Origin of the sequence: Salmonella sp. SAL03688 (assembly GCF_046551895.1) — a bacterium.
In the GTDB taxonomy this organism is placed as follows: Bacteria; Pseudomonadota; Gammaproteobacteria; order Enterobacterales; family Enterobacteriaceae; genus Salmonella; species Salmonella enterica.
In genome coordinates this window covers 15376-29082 of record NZ_JBGDVI010000027.1, presented here as the reverse complement: position 1 = coordinate 29082, position 13707 = coordinate 15376, and the positions used below count along the sequence as shown (strand labels likewise).

The following is a 13707-nucleotide window of genomic DNA, read 5'->3' as shown; positions in this document are numbered from 1 at the left end:
AGGCAGCCTTTTTTATTTCCCCTCATAACTGAGAGGACCCACACAACCAGAGGGGGATGAATGTCCGAACCTGTATCCAGTGCGACAGTGTTGGCTGGTGGATTAATGGGGGCCAGTGTATTTGGTCTGGCAACCGGAACCGACTATGGTGTGGTATTCGGCGCTTTTGCCGGCTCGGTATTTTATGTCGCCACGGCAACCAACATCGGACGCATCAGGCTGGTCGCTTATTTTATCACGTCATTTATTGTGGGAGTGCTTGGCGCCGGGTTGATAGGTACTAAGCTTGCGGCAATAACGCATTATGAAAAACCACTGGATGCACTTGGCGCAGTGATTATTTCTGCAATGTGTATAAAGTTTCTCACTTTTCTTAACAGTCAGGATCTGAACAGCCTGTTCAGTATTCTTTCTCGTATCAGGGGAGGGGGATCAAATGGTAGCAAATGACCCTTCTGCAGTTCTGAATGCCGTAATTTGTGGGGTAATAGTCATCGTTCTGATGTTTTACCGACGCGGTGATGCGACACACCGTCCCCTGATTTCGTTACTGGCCTATGTCATGGTGCTGGTATATGCCAGCGTCCCTTTCCGGTTTGTTTTTGGTTTATATGAATCATCCCACTGGCTGGTGGTGATGGTGAATATCCTTATCTGCGCCGCTGTGCTGTGGGCTCGCGGTAATGTGGCGCGTCTGGTCGATGCACTGAGGCACTGATGAATCAACAACAATTTCAGCAGGCGGCTGGTATCAGCGCCGAGCTTTCTGCGAGCTGGTATCCACATATTACGGCGGCAATGAGCGAATTCGGTATCACTGCGCCACTGGATCAGGCCATGTTTATTGCACAAACGGGACATGAATCAGCCGGATTTACTGTTCTGAAGGAAAGCTTCAATTATTCGGTGGAGGCACTGAAAAATACGTTTGGTAAACGCCTGACGACTTATCAGTGCGAAATGCTGGGGCGTGTAGATGGTAAGCAGGTGGCCCATCAGCCACAAATAGCCAATCTGGTTTATGGCGGCCGCATGGGCAACAAAGACGCCGGAGATGGCTGGAAGTATCGTGGGCGTGGGCTTATCCAGATTACCGGGCTGGAGAATTACACCAGATGTGGCGTTGCCCTGAAACTGGATCTGGTGGCGAATCCGGGACAGCTTGAGCTGGAACGTCATGCCGCCCGATCCGCAGCGTGGTTTTTTATGACTAAAGGGTGTCTGAAATACTCCGGCGACATGGTACGCGTTACGCAGATAATCAACGGAGGACAGAACGGTATTGGTGATCGGCGGGAGCGCTTTGAGAAAGCAAAATCGGTGCTCGTATGATAGTACTGCTGAAATTGCTTAAAAAATTCTGGAAGCCATTAGCAGAAATACTGCTGGTGGCTTTTTTGTTATGTGCTGGTGCGTACTGGTGTTATTCACGAGGTTATCAGAAGGCAGATTCATCCTGGAAATTCCAGTGGGCGCAACGAGACCTTACCGATGCGACCGCCGCATTGCAGCAAGAAGTAACCGAAAGAGCGAAAGAGCAGCGTCGCCAGCACGCCGCAGATGAAGAACGGAAAAGAGCCGATGAAGAACTGGCAAAAATACAGGCCGATGCTGATGCTGCTGAGCGTGCTCGCGGTGGGCTGCAACAGCAGCTCGCAGCAGTACAACGGCAACTTGCAGGAAGTGAAACCGGCAGGCTTTCCGCTCTTGCCGCAGCAAGCCAGGCAAAAGCCGAGACCGGAATACTGCTCGCCCAGTTGCTTGGCGAAGCTGACGATCTGGCGGGAAAGTTCGCAAAAGAGGCTGATGAGCGTTATGTCGCCGGAAGCACATGCGAACGTACCTGGGACAAAGTGACCGGGCAGAACTGAAACCTGATAACAAGGAAAATTAATGAAGGCAAAATTATTCGTACTGGCCCTGGTATGTGTGTCCCTCGCCGGTTGTACAACGCTTTATTATCGGTAATGACTATGCGCCGTATATTAGCCACCGCCGCCGCACTCTGTCTTGGCGGCTGTATTACTGTGTATGGTCCGGTTAAAACGGGAGGGCAGCAACAGCAGGGCAGCCAGGCCGGGCAGCAGCCAGGGATGAGCGAACAGATATCGACCTCATTCATCGGTAACCGTAAACCGGATGAGTTGCTGAATGCCGTGGCGCTGTATTTCAGGGAGAAGGCCATCACAGCCAGTGTTAATGACCAGACCACAGGGATTATCGCCGGTACCGGGGATGACCCGGAACTGAGCTCGTTGTATCTGGACTGTTCACTGTTACCGCAGACACAAAATATACAGGAGCATTACCGTATCGTCGCGCAGGTCTGGAGTGCCGGTGAAGGCAGTAATGTTTCGGTAATGGTGACAGGCACTGCCGGACTGGATACTGCCGACGGTAACGATAAGGTGAAGCCGGTTGAGTGTAAAAGTACCGGGATATTTGAGAAGGATTTGCTGGAACGGTTACGTAAGTAAGCATTACAGCAGGGGCTAATCCGTGGGAGGACATCAATCTTTACGGGTCCTTTCCGGCAGTCAGGGACATTACGGGGCGGCAGCGTCGCAGGATTTCACTCCTTATGAAAATTTTCAGAGAAAAGCCAGATCCGTTCTTCTTATCGTTTATTTACTGTTTTTAAAGGTTTTTTTAGAAAAAAGAAAGGATCTGCTGGATAACGTTTTTAGTTAAAAACGAAGATCGCAGATCCTTTCCTGTTTCCGGGAGACTTTTCCATGAACGTGAATAAAAAAAAACTGGCTGAAATTTTTGGTTGTGACGTCAGAACTGTCACAGCCTGGCAAAGCCAGGGGCTGCCACTTGTTTCCGGAGGAGGAAAAGGTAACGAAGCAGTGTTCGACACCGCGGCAGCGATTTCATGGTACGCGGAGCGTGATGCGTCTATTGAAAATGAAAAGCTGCGTAAAGAGGTTGATGATTTACGTGCCGCTGCGGAATCAGATCTTAATCCCGGCACCATCGACTATGAGCGCTACCGCCTGACAAAAGCCCAGGCGGATGCGCAGGAACTTAAAAATGCTGAGCGCGAAGGGCTGGTTCTTGAGACCGAACTGTTCACCTACATCCTGCAACGGGTGGCTCAGGAAATAGCAGGGATACTGTCAAGGGTACCGCTGGTATTACAGCGCAAATATCCTGATCTGTGCCAGTCGCACATCGATGTGGTCAGAACGGAAATCGCCAGGGCGTCAGGCAGGGCCGCCACGATAGCGGATGTGGAGAAGTGGACCGATGATTTCCGGAGAGCGCAGGGCGAATAATGCCAACAGAGCCATAACTAACGGGCTGATAGCGCTTCATATTCCCGTACCGCTTACCACCGTGCAGTGGGCTGATGAGTATTACTATCTGCCAAAAGAGTCCTCCTACACCCCCGGCAAATGGGAAACGCTGCCGTTTCAGGTAGCGATAATGAACGCGATGGGGTATGAACTGATCCGCGTTGTAAACCTCATTAAGTCTGCCCGCGTGGGCTATACCAAAATGTTGCTGGGGGTGGAAGGCTATTTCATAGAGCACAAGTCGCGCAACAGCCTGCTGTTCCAGCCGACCGACTCATCCGCTGAGGATTTTATGAAATCCCACGTGGAGCCGACTATCAGGGATGTTCCTGTATTGCTGGAGCTGGCCCCCTGGTTCGGGCGTAAACATCGTGATAACACGCTTACCCTGAAACGCTTTTCTTCCGGTGTCGGGTTCTGGTGCCTCGGCGGTGCAGCAGCCAAAAACTACCGTGAAAAATCGGTGGATGTGGTCTGCTATGACGAATTGTCATCTTTTGAGCCGGATGTCGAGAAAGAAGGTTCGCCGACGCTGCTGGGGGATAAACGTATTGAAGGTTCTGTCTGGCCTAAATCCATTCGGGGCTCCACACCAAAAGTCAAAGGGTCATGCCAGATTGAAAAGGCGGCAAATGAATCGGCGCATTTTATGCGTTTTCATGTACCGTGTCCGCACTGTGGCGAAGAACAGTACCTTAAATTCGGTGATGGCAGTACGCCGTTCGGTCTGAAATGGGAGAAAAGCAAGCCGGAGACGGTGTATTACCTTTGTGAACATAATGGATGCGTGATCCGTCAATCGGAACTTGATCAGAAAGCAGGCCGCTGGATTTGCGATAACACAGGCATGTGGACACGCGATGGACTGGCTTATTTCAGCGTGTCCGGTGAGGAGGTTCCGCCGCCACGATCCATTACCTTTCATATCTGGACGGCTTACAGTCCCTTTACCACCTGGATACAGATTATTTATGACTGGCTGGATGCGCTGAAAGATCCAAATGGTGTGAAAACCTTTATAAACACCACTTTGGGCGAGCCTTATGAAGAGGCGGTGGCCGAAAAACTCAGCCATGAGCTTTTGCTGGAAAAAGTGATTCATTATGCGGCGCCGGTTCCGGAGCGGGTGGTGTATCTGACCGCTGGTATCGACTCCCAGCGTAACCGTTATGAAATGTATGTCTGGGGCTGGGCGCCGGGCGAAGAGGCTTTCCTTATTGATAAGCAAATTATCATGGGACGGCATGATGATGAAGATACCCTGCAGCGTGTGGATGCCGTCATTAATAAAAAATATCGTCATGCTGACGGGACGGATATTTCCATTTCCCGTATCTGCTGGGATATCGGCGGTATCGATGCAGAAATCGTCTATAAACGCTCAAAAAAACACGGCATTTTCCGCGTGCTGCCTGTCAAAGGGGCCTCCGTTTACGGAAAACCCGTTATTACCATGCCTAAAAAACGCAACCAGAGCGGGGTATTCCTGTGCGAAATCGGTACTGATACTGCCAAAGAAATGCTTTACGCCAGAATGGGGGCGGTTACTGCGCCTGCCGACGAAGCCACGCCTTATGCGATCCGCTTTCCGGATAATCCGGATGTTTTTACGGAGGTGGAAGCGAAGCAACTGGTAGCCGAAGAGCTGGTGGAGAAACTGGTTAACGGAAAATTCCGGCTGTTATGGGATGCCAAAGGACGTCGTAACGAAGCGCTGGATTGTCTTGTCTATGCCAGTGCAGCGTTACGGGTGTCTGTGCAGCGCTGGCAACTGGATCTGGAGGCGCTGGCGACATCAAGGAAAAGCGAAGAGCAGGATACCCCGACACTTGAACAACTGGCCGCAATGCTGGCAGGAGGAGTTAATGGCAACAATCACTGAGCTACAGGAAGCCCGCGTCGCGCTGCATGACCTGATGACGGGAAAACGGGTGGCGACGGTTCAGAAAGACGGGCGACGGGTTGAATTTACCGCGACATCGGTGGGGGATCTGAAAAAATATGTCGCGGAACTTGAGGCGTCACTGTGCAATGGTCGCCGCCGGGCACCTGTGGGGGTGAGACTGTGAAGCGCACCCCGGTTCTGGTGGATGTTCACGGCACGCCGCTACGGGAAAGTCTGGGATACACCGGCGGGGGGATCGGTTTCGGCGGACAGATGGCTGACTGGATGCCCCCGGCGGAAAGCGTGGATGCCGCGCTGCTGCCTTCGTTGCGCCTCGGCAATGCGCGGGCTGATGATCTGGTCCGTAATAATGGTATTGCAGCAAATGCGGTGGCGCTGCACAAGGATCATATTGTCGGACACCTGTTTCTTATCAGCTATCGTCCAAACTGGCGCTATCTTGGTATGCGTGAGAGCGCAGCGAAGAGTTTTGTGGATGAGGTTGAAGCTGCATGGACAGAATATTGCGATGGTATTTTTGGCGAAATGGATGCCGAGGGGAAGCGTACTTTTACAGAGTTCATCCGTGAAGGCGTGGGCGTTCACGCCTTTAATGGTGAAATTTTTCTCCAGCCTGTCTGGGACGCTGAAACCACGCAGGTTTTCCGTACCCGATTCAAGGCTGTCAGTCCGAAACGGGTGGACACGCCGGGGTATGCCCGCGGAAACCGCCAGCTTCGCGCAGGAGTGGAAACGGACCGGAATGGAAAAGCCCTCGCCTATCATGTCTGTGATGATGACTGGCCGGTGGCTGGTGGGGAACGCTGGACCCGTATTCCTCGTTTTCTGCCGTCCGGACGACCCGCGATGTTACATATTTTCGAGCCGGTTGAGGACGGACAGACGCGCGGTGCCAATCAGTTTTACAGTGTGATGGAGCGGCTGAAGATGCTTGATACCCTGCAGGCAACGCAGCTTCAGTCCGCGATTGTCAAAGCCATGTACGCCGCCACGATCGAAAGCGAACTCGATTCCGAGAAAGCCTTTGAATACATCACGGCGGCAGATAACAAAGATACGCCCCTTGTTAACATGCTGGCAAATTATGCCCGCTATTACAGTACCAACAGTATCAAACTGGGCGGTGTAAAAATTCCCCACCTGTACCCGGGTGATGAGCTGAATCTGCAGACTGCGCAGGATTCCGATAATGGCTTTTCAGCACTGGAGCAGGCGCTGCTCCGGTATATTGCCGCCGGGCTGGGGGTCTCTTATGAGCAGCTTTCGCGTGATTATTCTCAGGTCAGCTATTCCAGCGCCCGCGCATCTGCCAATGAGTCCTGGCGCTATTTCCTGGGGCGGCGCCGGTTCATTGCCGGACGGCTGGCGACACAAATGTTTTCCTGCTGGCTGGAGGAGGCGCTGATACGGGGAGTTATCCGGGCACCCCGGGCCAGGTTTTCCTTCTGGGAGGCCCGATCCAGCTGGAGCCGCTCGGAGTGGATTGGTGCCGGACGTATGGCGATTGACGGACTCAAGGAGGTTCAGGAATCCGTGATGCGTATTGAGGCCGGGCTGAGTACCTATGAAAAAGAACTCGCCATTATGGGCGAGGATTACCAGGAGATATTCCGCCAGCAGGTCAGGGAATCCGAAGAACGGCGGGCAGCCGGACTTTCGCGTCCGGTATGGATCACCGATACCTATCAACAACAGATCGCGGCGAGCCGTCAGACGGAGGAGGAAAAGCGTGCAACGTAATCTCTCGCACATCATCAGCCAGGCAACCAGTGCTCCGTTGCTGCTTGAACCCGCCTATGCGCGGGTTTTCTTTTGCGCGCTGGGCAGGGAGTCAGGCATTAACAGCCTGCACATTCCCGGTAATAACGAAAGTCTGGATCAGTCGGATATGGCACTGGTCACAGGCGATTTTATGGCGACCGGAAAGCCGCAGGCACGTTTTTATCAGGTAGTGAACGGTATTGCGGTATTACCCGTGACCGGAACACTGGTTCATAAACTCGGCGGAATGCGTCCCTTTTCAGGGATGACCGGATATGACGGTGTCACTGCCCGGCTACAACAGGCGGTTTCAGATCCGGAGGTAAAAGGCATTCTGCTGGATATTGACAGTCCCGGCGGTCAGGCTGCCGGGGCGTTTGACTGTGCTGACATGATTTACCGGATGCGCGAACAGAAACCTGTCTGGGCACTGGCAAATGAAACAGCCTGTTCGGCGGCCATGTTGCTGGCGGCAGCCTGTTCGCACCGCCTTGTGACCCAGACGTCCAGAATGGGATCAATTGGTGTGGTGATGGCGCATACCAGCTACGCCGAAAAACTGAAACAGGAAGGGATCGATATCACCCTTATCTATTCTGGCGCACACAAGGCTGATCTGACGCCCAGCCAGAAATTACCGGAAAGCGTCTATGCCGACTACCAGCAGCGAATGGACGAGGCCAGAAAGATGTTTGCAGAAAAAGTGGCCCGGTACACGGGGTTGTCTGTCGATGCGGTAATGGCGACGGAGGCGGCAGTGTATGACGGGCAGGCCATTATCACTACCGGACTGGCAGATGGAATGGTGAATGCTGCTGACGCCATCGGCGTGATGGCAGAAGCTATCAACAGTAACAAGACAGGAGGCACTATGCCTGAATTAAGTGCAGCTGACGCTGTCACGCAGGAAAACCAGCGCGTAATGGGAATTCTGGGTTGCCCGGAGGCCAGGGGGCATGAGGCACTGGCACAGATGCTGGCCGGGCAGCCGGGAATGAGCGTTGCTCAGGCGAAGTCTATTCTGGCTGCCGCCGCGCCGGCGGACACGACCAGCACCGCTGACCGTATCCTTGCCCTGGAAGAAGCTGGTGGTCGGGAAACACTCGCACAGACACTGGCGGCCATGCCAGAGATGACGGTGGAACAGGCCAGAACCATTCTGGCAGCATCGCCGATCGCTGCGGCAACGTCACTTCATGATGCCGTGATGGCGCTTGATGAGGCGAAAGGCCGTGAAGAGTTGGCGGAAAAACTGGCTGTCATGCCTGGTATGACCACAGATCAGGCCCGTGACCTGCTGGCTGCCGCGCCGGACAAATCCGGTAATGCGGGGCTGAGCATGAACAACGCATTTGATGCTTTCATGCAGTCTCATTCCCCGGGCCCCATATCCGGCGGCAAAGGCCACAGTAATGATACCGAAACGACGTTGTTGATGAGTATTCCCGGTACTTCAGCCACCTGATAAGGAGACAGCATGTCATTTACCACCACTATTGAGAAACGTGCGGATAACCGCATTTTCGCCGGTAACGATCCGGCACATACCGCAACGGGAGTTAGCGGGATAACGGCGGCCACACCGATGCTGACGCCCCTGATGCTGGATGATACCACCGGGAAACTGGTGGCCTGGGACGGGCAGAAGGCCGGAACAGCGGTCGGGGTTCTGGCTCTTGCGCTGGACGGGTCGGAAAACTTGCTGACGTACTGGAAGAGCGGCACCTTTGCCACAGAATCACTGGCATGGCCGAAGAGTGTGGATGCCATTAAGCAGGCAAATGCATTCGCCGGAAGCGCCGTCAGTCACGCCGCTTTACCGTAATAAGAAGGCCGCGAAGCGGCCTTTATCGTATTTAACGTCCGGAGGACACCATTTATGGGATTGTTTACCACCCGCCAGTTGCTGGGTTATACCGAGCAGAAAGTTAAATTTAACCCACTCTTCCTGAGCCTGTTTTTTCGCCGTACTGTGACATTTCCTACCCAGGAAGTCATGCTGGACAAAATTACCGGAAAAACACCGATTGCCGCTTATGTATCTCCGGTGGTTGGAGGGAAGGTTCTGCGTAACCGCGGCGGGGAAACGCGCGTACTGCGTCCGGGGTATGTCAAACCGAAGCATGAAGTTAACTATGCGCAGGTTGTTGAGCGTCTGCCGGGTGAAGATCCGGCCAGGCTTAACGATCCGGCCTACCGTCGTCTGCGCATTCTGACCGATAACCTGAAGCAGGAAGAGAAGGCCATCGTCCAGGTGGAGGAGATGCAGGCCGTCAGTGCGGTGCTGAACGGGAAATACACCATGCAGGGCGAGCAGTTTGACACCGTGGAGGTGGATTTTGGTCGCTCCGCCGGGAATAACATTATTCAGGCCACAGGTAAAAAATGGTCAGAGCAGGACAGGGAAACCTTTGACCCAACTTATGATCTGGATATGTACTGCGACCAGGCATCCGGTCTGATCAATATTGCCGTGATGGACGGGAAAGTCTGGCGTCTGCTGAACGGCTTTAAGCTGTTCCGTGAAAAACTGGATACACGCCACGGTTCAAATTCTCAGCTGGAAACGGCGGTGAAGGACCTTGGGGCTGTGGTGTCGTTCAAGGGATATTACGGAGATTTGGCCATTGTGGTGGCTAAAACATCCTATGTTGCTGATAACGGGACCGAAAAGCGTTACCTGCCTGAAGGGACTCTGGTTCTGGGAAATACGGCGGCAGAAGGTATCCGCTGCTATGGTGCCATTCAGGATTCACAGGCGCTCGCGGAGGGTATTGTTGCCGCCACCCGTTATCCCAAACACTGGCTGACGGTGGGGGACCCGGCGAATGAATATACCATGACGCAGTCTGCGCCGCTGATGGTCCTGCCGGACCCGGATGAGTTTGTCATTGTCACCGTCGGTTAAGCATCCCAAAAGGCCTGATTCAGGCCTTTATTGTTACAAATTGCGGGAGGATCTTTTATGGCAACAAGAGAAGAGAATATACAGCGTCTGCGGGAGCTTGCGACGCGGCTTGGACGTGATCCGGATGTGTCCGGGAGCGCCGCTGAACTCAGCCAGCGTGTCATGGAATGGGAAGAAGAAGCGGAGGCGGAGCATTTGCCTGTTGTGGAAAATGACAGTGATGAACCCATAGTGCCGTCCGGGATCGGGCAAAGATCCGAACGGGTACTTATCAGGGCGCTTCGTACACTACACATCTGCGCCATCGATCCGGACAGTAACCGGGAACTGGATATAGTTATGGCAGGGAACCCGGCGCGTATTTCGCAACACGATGTGGACGAGCTGATTGCTGCAGGACTTATTATTGAACTGTAAGGGTGGCGATATGTCGCAGTCCGAAAACCTGTTTGATACCGCGCTTTCTCAGGCTGATGATGCCATTCTCCGGGTGATGGGAACGGTAGCAACAATAACGTCCGGCGTTCTGGCAGGGGCCACGCTTACGGGCGTATTTGACGATCCTGAAAGTGTGTCGTATGCCGCCGGAGGTGTCCGGATTGAGGGGGACAAGCCCACATTTTTTGTCAAATCATCTCTGACAGTCCATCTGAAGCGCCCGGACACACTAACCATTCTCGGTGACACCTTCTGGGTGGATCGCATCACTCCGGCTGGTGGAGACAGCAGTTTTATTCTGCTGGGCAGGGGGGAGCCGCCGACGGATAACCGGCGCAGGACGGGAGGAATGTTTGAAAGGGCTTGAAAATGCGATCCGGAATCTGAACAGCCTTGACCGGCAGATGGTTCCCCGGGCCAGTATCTGGGCTGTGAATCGCGTGGCGCAGAAAGCTGTTTCAGTGGCAACCCGTAAGGTGGCGCGGGAGACTGTCGCCGGAGATAACCAGGTAAGAGGGCTTCCGCTGAAGCTGGTTCGCCAGAGGGTGAGGTTATTTAAAGCCGGTACAGACGGTAAACGCTCTGCCCGGATACGGATTAACCGGGGAAACCTTCCCGCCATAAAGTTGGGTGCTGCACAGGTCAGGATGAGCAAACGGAGGGGCAAACTGCTGTATCGCGGAAGTGTGCTGAAAATCGGGCCATATCTGTTCCGGGATGCCTTTATTCAGCAACTGGCTAACGGACGCTGGCATGTTATGCGACGCGTTAACGGGAAAAACCGTTATCCAATTGATGTAGTGAAAATTCCTCTTTCCGGACCATTGACTCAGGCATTCGAAAGCGCCACACAAAGCTTGATTGACGAGGAAATGCCGAAGCAACTGGGGTATGCCCTGAAACAACAACTGAGGCTTTATCTTTCACGTTGACTGCTCCCCGCCCTGAAGGACGGGGATTCCCACTTCAACGAGCCGAATCTAAGCCGCTTTGAGCGATTCAGGATTTACAGGCTCTCCGTGGGCTAACACTGCCAGCCCGGCAGCTTTGATATTACGTGCCGCGTTAACGTCCCGGTCGTGGTCAGTTCCGCACTCAGGGCACTGCCATTTACGAACATCAAGAGGCATTTTTTTCATGGTGAAACCGCAACAGCTACAGCGTTTTGAGGACGGGAAAAACTGGTCAATGGCTACCACTGACCGCCCCGCCCATTCGCCTTTGTACCGGAGCTGGCGCACAAGTTCGCCCCAGCTCGCGTCTGCTATTGCTTTGGATAGCGACGGGTTGCGGATCATGTTCCTCACTTTCAGGGATTCGACGCATACAACTTGGTTATCGTTAATCAGTTTGCGGGTGGCCTTGTGCAGGGCATCCAGTCGGCAATCAGCAATTTTCGCGTGGAGTCGGGCTACCTTTAAGTGGGCTTTGGCGCGGTTCTTTGAGCCTTTGGCCTTTTTGCTTAACCGGCGCTGGAGTAGTGCCAGGCGAGCCGCGTATTTAGCGGTATGGCGGGGATTGCCGGACCTGAATCCGGTATCGGTGACGAACAAATCTTTTAAACCAACATCAATGCCGACCATTGAAGAGGTGATCGGCAGTGATGCGGGTTCAAATTCGCAAAGGCACGAAACAAAGTACCGCCCTGCGGCATCTTTGGAAATGGTGACGGTAGACGGCACGGACGGCAGCGGACGACTCCAGCGCACGTCTAAGGGGATTTTGTTCTTTGCCATGTACAGCTTGCCGTCGCGGTATTTAAACGCGCTCGCAGTGAACTCAGCCGCCTGCTTGTGCCGTTTGCTTTTGAAAGCCGGATATGCAGCCCGTCCGGCGAAGAAGTTAGCAAAGGCGGTTTGTTGGTGGCGCAAAGACTGCTGGAGGGGAACGCAGGAAACGTCGTTAAGCCAGGCAAATTCTGGCTCCTTTTTCAGCGCCGTAAGGCGAGCGTTGGCCTGTAGGTAACCGATCTTTTCCTTTCGCTCGTAGTACGCATCGGTACGCCAGCGGAGGATGGAGTTGTAGACGAAACGCACACAACCGAACGTCTGAGCTAAAAGCTCAGCCTGCTCAGTCGTGGGGTAAAACCGGTATTTATATGCGCGTTTCATGGCTTCACATATTAAAGAGGAAAATGTGATTATGCAAAAGACAGTTAGCCGGAAAACCGCCTCCTTTCCTCCCCGGCCTTCAGGCCGGGGAGGAAAGGAGGCATTCTGATGAGCAAACACACATTAATCCGCCGGGCCGTTCTGGAAAAGCTGGAATCCGTGACTGGCGCACCTGTCACTCTTTTTGATGGACTTCCTGCTTTCGTAGAACAGGAAGATTTACCCGCAATAGCTGTCTGGCTGACAGACGCACAGTATACAGGCCTTATGACCGATGAGGATGACTGGCAGGCTACTCTCCATACGGCAGTTTTTCTGAGGGCTCAGGCTCCTGATACAGAGCTTGATATCTGGATGGAAGAAAAAATCTTTCCTGCGCTGGGAGAGGTTAGTGGTCTGGAGCACCTTATCGATACCATGACCCCGCTGGGTTATGACTACCAGCGTGACAGCGAAATGGCAACGTGGGGGATGGCAGAAATTACTTACCGGATCACCTATATCAACTGAGGAGGATATGATGGGAACACCAAACCCACTGGTAAAAACGAAAGGCGCCGGAACCACATTCTGGCTGTATACCGGCAGCGGCGATGCGTTTAAAAATCCACTGGCTGATGATGACTGGCTGCGACTGGCAGGTATTAAGGATCTTCAGCCCGGAGAAATGAGTGCAGATGCGGAAGACGATGACTATCTTGATGATGAAAATGCCGACTGGAAAAGCACTACGCAGGGGCAGAAAAGCGTCGGTGACACCACGGCCACGCTGGCCTGGAAACCCGGTGAGACCGGACAGAAAAAACTGGTTGAGCTGTTTGACACCGGCGAAGTTCGCGCCTTCCGTATCAGGTATCCTAACGGGACGGTTGATGTGTTCCGCGGCTGGCTGAGTTCACTGGGTAAAACCGTGACGTCCAAAGAGGTGATGACACGCAGCGTAAAAATCACCGGCGTCGGGCGTCCTTCTCTTGCGGAGGAGGATACACCTGACGTAGTCAGCGTATCCGGCGTGACCGTTGCGCCGGCCAGTGCCACGGTGGCTGCCGGAGCCACCACCACGCTGACATTTACGGTAAAACCTGATAACGCGTCAGATAAAACGCTGCAGGTTGCGACCGCCGATCCGCTGATCGCCACCGTCACGCTGAAGGATAATGTGGCCACGGTTAAAGGCGTGAAGGCGGGCAGCGTGAATATTGTTGGCATCAGCAGTGACGGCAGTCTTGTCGCGGTGGCAGCAGTGACAGTGACGGCGTCATAACCCTCTCTTATCAGTCC

At 53.7% G+C, this 13707-nt stretch carries 18 protein-coding genes; 17 read left to right on the top strand and 1 reads right to left on the bottom strand.

The annotated features are described in order from the left end of the window. The first annotated feature begins 60 nt into the window (after positions 1 to 60). The 15 genes from ACLJR2_RS20940 to ACLJR2_RS20870 all read left to right on the top strand — a co-directional run bounded on the left by ACLJR2_RS20940 (position 61) and on the right by ACLJR2_RS20870 (position 11247). Positions 61 to 450, top strand: a complete 390-nt coding sequence (locus tag ACLJR2_RS20940) for a phage holin family protein (RefSeq protein ID WP_001294875.1) — start codon at positions 61 to 63, stop codon at positions 448 to 450. After that, the gene (locus ACLJR2_RS20935; RefSeq protein WP_000226307.1) at positions 437 to 718 is read left to right on the top strand and encodes a phage holin family protein; all 282 of its coding nucleotides are present in this window, start codon (positions 437 to 439) and stop codon (positions 716 to 718) included. The genes ACLJR2_RS20940 and ACLJR2_RS20935 overlap by 14 nt, the downstream gene beginning before the upstream one ends. Continuing rightward, positions 718 to 1332 (top strand): glycoside hydrolase family 19 protein, encoded by a 615-nt coding sequence (locus ACLJR2_RS20930; protein WP_001075992.1) that lies wholly within the window; start codon positions 718 to 720, stop codon positions 1330 to 1332. The genes ACLJR2_RS20935 and ACLJR2_RS20930 overlap by 1 nt, the downstream gene beginning before the upstream one ends. Continuing rightward, complete coding sequence (locus ACLJR2_RS20925; RefSeq protein ID WP_000636436.1) at positions 1329 to 1871, top strand: DUF2514 family protein; 543 nt, start codon at positions 1329 to 1331, stop codon at positions 1869 to 1871. The genes ACLJR2_RS20930 and ACLJR2_RS20925 overlap by 4 nt, the downstream gene beginning before the upstream one ends. A 102-nt stretch (positions 1872 to 1973) precedes the next feature. After that, positions 1974 to 2477: a hypothetical protein gene (locus ACLJR2_RS20920; protein ID WP_001252725.1), complete on the top strand. Its 504-nt coding sequence runs from the start codon at positions 1974 to 1976 to the stop codon at positions 2475 to 2477. A 258-nt stretch (positions 2478 to 2735) separates the two neighbouring features. After that, positions 2736 to 3281: a terminase small subunit gene (locus ACLJR2_RS20915; protein WP_001102153.1), complete on the top strand. Its 546-nt coding sequence runs from the start codon at positions 2736 to 2738 to the stop codon at positions 3279 to 3281. Then, entirely contained in the window at positions 3253 to 5184 is a 1932-nt protein-coding gene (locus tag ACLJR2_RS20910; protein WP_001534812.1) for a phage terminase large subunit family protein, read from the top strand. Before ACLJR2_RS20915 ends, ACLJR2_RS20910 begins: the two co-directional genes overlap by 29 nt. Then, positions 5168 to 5371: a phage head-tail joining protein gene (locus ACLJR2_RS20905; RefSeq protein WP_000201415.1), complete on the top strand. Its 204-nt coding sequence runs from the start codon at positions 5168 to 5170 to the stop codon at positions 5369 to 5371. The genes ACLJR2_RS20910 and ACLJR2_RS20905 overlap by 17 nt, the downstream gene beginning before the upstream one ends. Then, on the top strand, positions 5368 to 6948 hold the full coding sequence (locus ACLJR2_RS20900; protein WP_000831821.1) for a phage portal protein: 1581 nt from the start codon (positions 5368 to 5370) through the stop codon (positions 6946 to 6948). Before ACLJR2_RS20905 ends, ACLJR2_RS20900 begins: the two co-directional genes overlap by 4 nt. Beyond that, positions 6938 to 8434, top strand: a complete 1497-nt coding sequence (locus ACLJR2_RS20895; RefSeq protein ID WP_001189503.1) for a S49 family peptidase — start codon at positions 6938 to 6940, stop codon at positions 8432 to 8434. Before ACLJR2_RS20900 ends, ACLJR2_RS20895 begins: the two co-directional genes overlap by 11 nt. 12 nt (positions 8435 to 8446) lie before the next feature. Then, complete coding sequence (locus ACLJR2_RS20890; protein ID WP_000011258.1) at positions 8447 to 8794, top strand: head decoration protein; 348 nt, start codon at positions 8447 to 8449, stop codon at positions 8792 to 8794. A gap of 54 nt (positions 8795 to 8848) precedes the next feature. Further along, positions 8849 to 9877 carry a major capsid protein gene (locus ACLJR2_RS20885; RefSeq protein WP_057515266.1) on the top strand — a complete coding sequence of 343 codons (1029 nt, stop codon included), beginning with the start codon at positions 8849 to 8851 and terminating at the stop codon, positions 9875 to 9877. Positions 9878 to 9934: 57 nt separating this feature from the next. Continuing rightward, the gene (locus tag ACLJR2_RS20880; protein WP_000235459.1) at positions 9935 to 10294 is read left to right on the top strand and encodes a DNA-packaging protein FI; all 360 of its coding nucleotides are present in this window, start codon (positions 9935 to 9937) and stop codon (positions 10292 to 10294) included. 10 nt (positions 10295 to 10304) lie between these two features. Beyond that, positions 10305 to 10682, top strand: coding sequence for a head-tail joining protein (locus ACLJR2_RS20875; RefSeq protein WP_000083295.1), 378 nt, complete (start codon positions 10305 to 10307; stop codon positions 10680 to 10682). Continuing rightward, complete coding sequence (locus tag ACLJR2_RS20870) at positions 10669 to 11247, top strand: phage tail protein (RefSeq protein ID WP_001534814.1); 579 nt, start codon at positions 10669 to 10671, stop codon at positions 11245 to 11247. Before ACLJR2_RS20875 ends, ACLJR2_RS20870 begins: the two co-directional genes overlap by 14 nt. A gap of 48 nt (positions 11248 to 11295) precedes the next feature. Here the strand turns inward: ACLJR2_RS20870 and ACLJR2_RS20865 are convergent, their stop codons facing one another. After that, the gene (locus ACLJR2_RS20865; protein WP_043991247.1) at positions 11296 to 12426 is read right to left on the bottom strand and encodes an RNA-guided endonuclease InsQ/TnpB family protein; all 1131 of its coding nucleotides are present in this window, start codon (positions 12424 to 12426) and stop codon (positions 11296 to 11298) included. Between the two features lie 108 nt (positions 12427 to 12534). Between ACLJR2_RS20865 and ACLJR2_RS20860 the strand changes: the two genes are divergently transcribed. Together ACLJR2_RS20860 and ACLJR2_RS20855 are read left to right on the top strand one after the other, a co-directional pair. Continuing rightward, positions 12535 to 12936 (top strand): phage minor tail U family protein, encoded by a 402-nt coding sequence (locus ACLJR2_RS20860; RefSeq protein ID WP_023184817.1) that lies wholly within the window; start codon positions 12535 to 12537, stop codon positions 12934 to 12936. 7 nt (positions 12937 to 12943) lie between these two features. Next, positions 12944 to 13690: a phage tail tube protein gene (locus tag ACLJR2_RS20855; protein ID WP_000971954.1), complete on the top strand. Its 747-nt coding sequence runs from the start codon at positions 12944 to 12946 to the stop codon at positions 13688 to 13690. Positions 13691 to 13707: the final 17 nt, after the last annotated feature.

Coding starts and splice junctions, on each gene's coding strand:
- ACLJR2_RS20940 (WP_001294875.1), top strand. CDS start 61: ATGTCCGAACCTGTATCCAGTGCGACAGTGTTGGCTGGTGGATTAATG.
- ACLJR2_RS20935 (WP_000226307.1), top strand. CDS start 437: ATGGTAGCAAATGACCCTTCTGCAGTTCTGAATGCCGTAATTTGTGGG.
- ACLJR2_RS20930 (WP_001075992.1), top strand. CDS start 718: ATGAATCAACAACAATTTCAGCAGGCGGCTGGTATCAGCGCCGAGCTT.
- ACLJR2_RS20925 (WP_000636436.1), top strand. CDS start 1,329: ATGATAGTACTGCTGAAATTGCTTAAAAAATTCTGGAAGCCATTAGCA.
- ACLJR2_RS20920 (WP_001252725.1), top strand. CDS start 1,974: ATGCGCCGTATATTAGCCACCGCCGCCGCACTCTGTCTTGGCGGCTGT.
- ACLJR2_RS20915 (WP_001102153.1), top strand. CDS start 2,736: ATGAACGTGAATAAAAAAAAACTGGCTGAAATTTTTGGTTGTGACGTC.
- ACLJR2_RS20910 (WP_001534812.1), top strand. CDS start 3,253: ATGATTTCCGGAGAGCGCAGGGCGAATAATGCCAACAGAGCCATAACT.
- ACLJR2_RS20905 (WP_000201415.1), top strand. CDS start 5,168: ATGGCAACAATCACTGAGCTACAGGAAGCCCGCGTCGCGCTGCATGAC.
- ACLJR2_RS20890 (WP_000011258.1), top strand. CDS start 8,447: ATGTCATTTACCACCACTATTGAGAAACGTGCGGATAACCGCATTTTC.
- ACLJR2_RS20885 (WP_057515266.1), top strand. CDS start 8,849: ATGGGATTGTTTACCACCCGCCAGTTGCTGGGTTATACCGAGCAGAAA.
- ACLJR2_RS20880 (WP_000235459.1), top strand. CDS start 9,935: ATGGCAACAAGAGAAGAGAATATACAGCGTCTGCGGGAGCTTGCGACG.
- ACLJR2_RS20875 (WP_000083295.1), top strand. CDS start 10,305: ATGTCGCAGTCCGAAAACCTGTTTGATACCGCGCTTTCTCAGGCTGAT.
- ACLJR2_RS20865 (WP_043991247.1), bottom strand. CDS start 12,426: ATGAAACGCGCATATAAATACCGGTTTTACCCCACGACTGAGCAGGCT.
- ACLJR2_RS20860 (WP_023184817.1), top strand. CDS start 12,535: ATGAGCAAACACACATTAATCCGCCGGGCCGTTCTGGAAAAGCTGGAA.
- ACLJR2_RS20855 (WP_000971954.1), top strand. CDS start 12,944: ATGATGGGAACACCAAACCCACTGGTAAAAACGAAAGGCGCCGGAACC.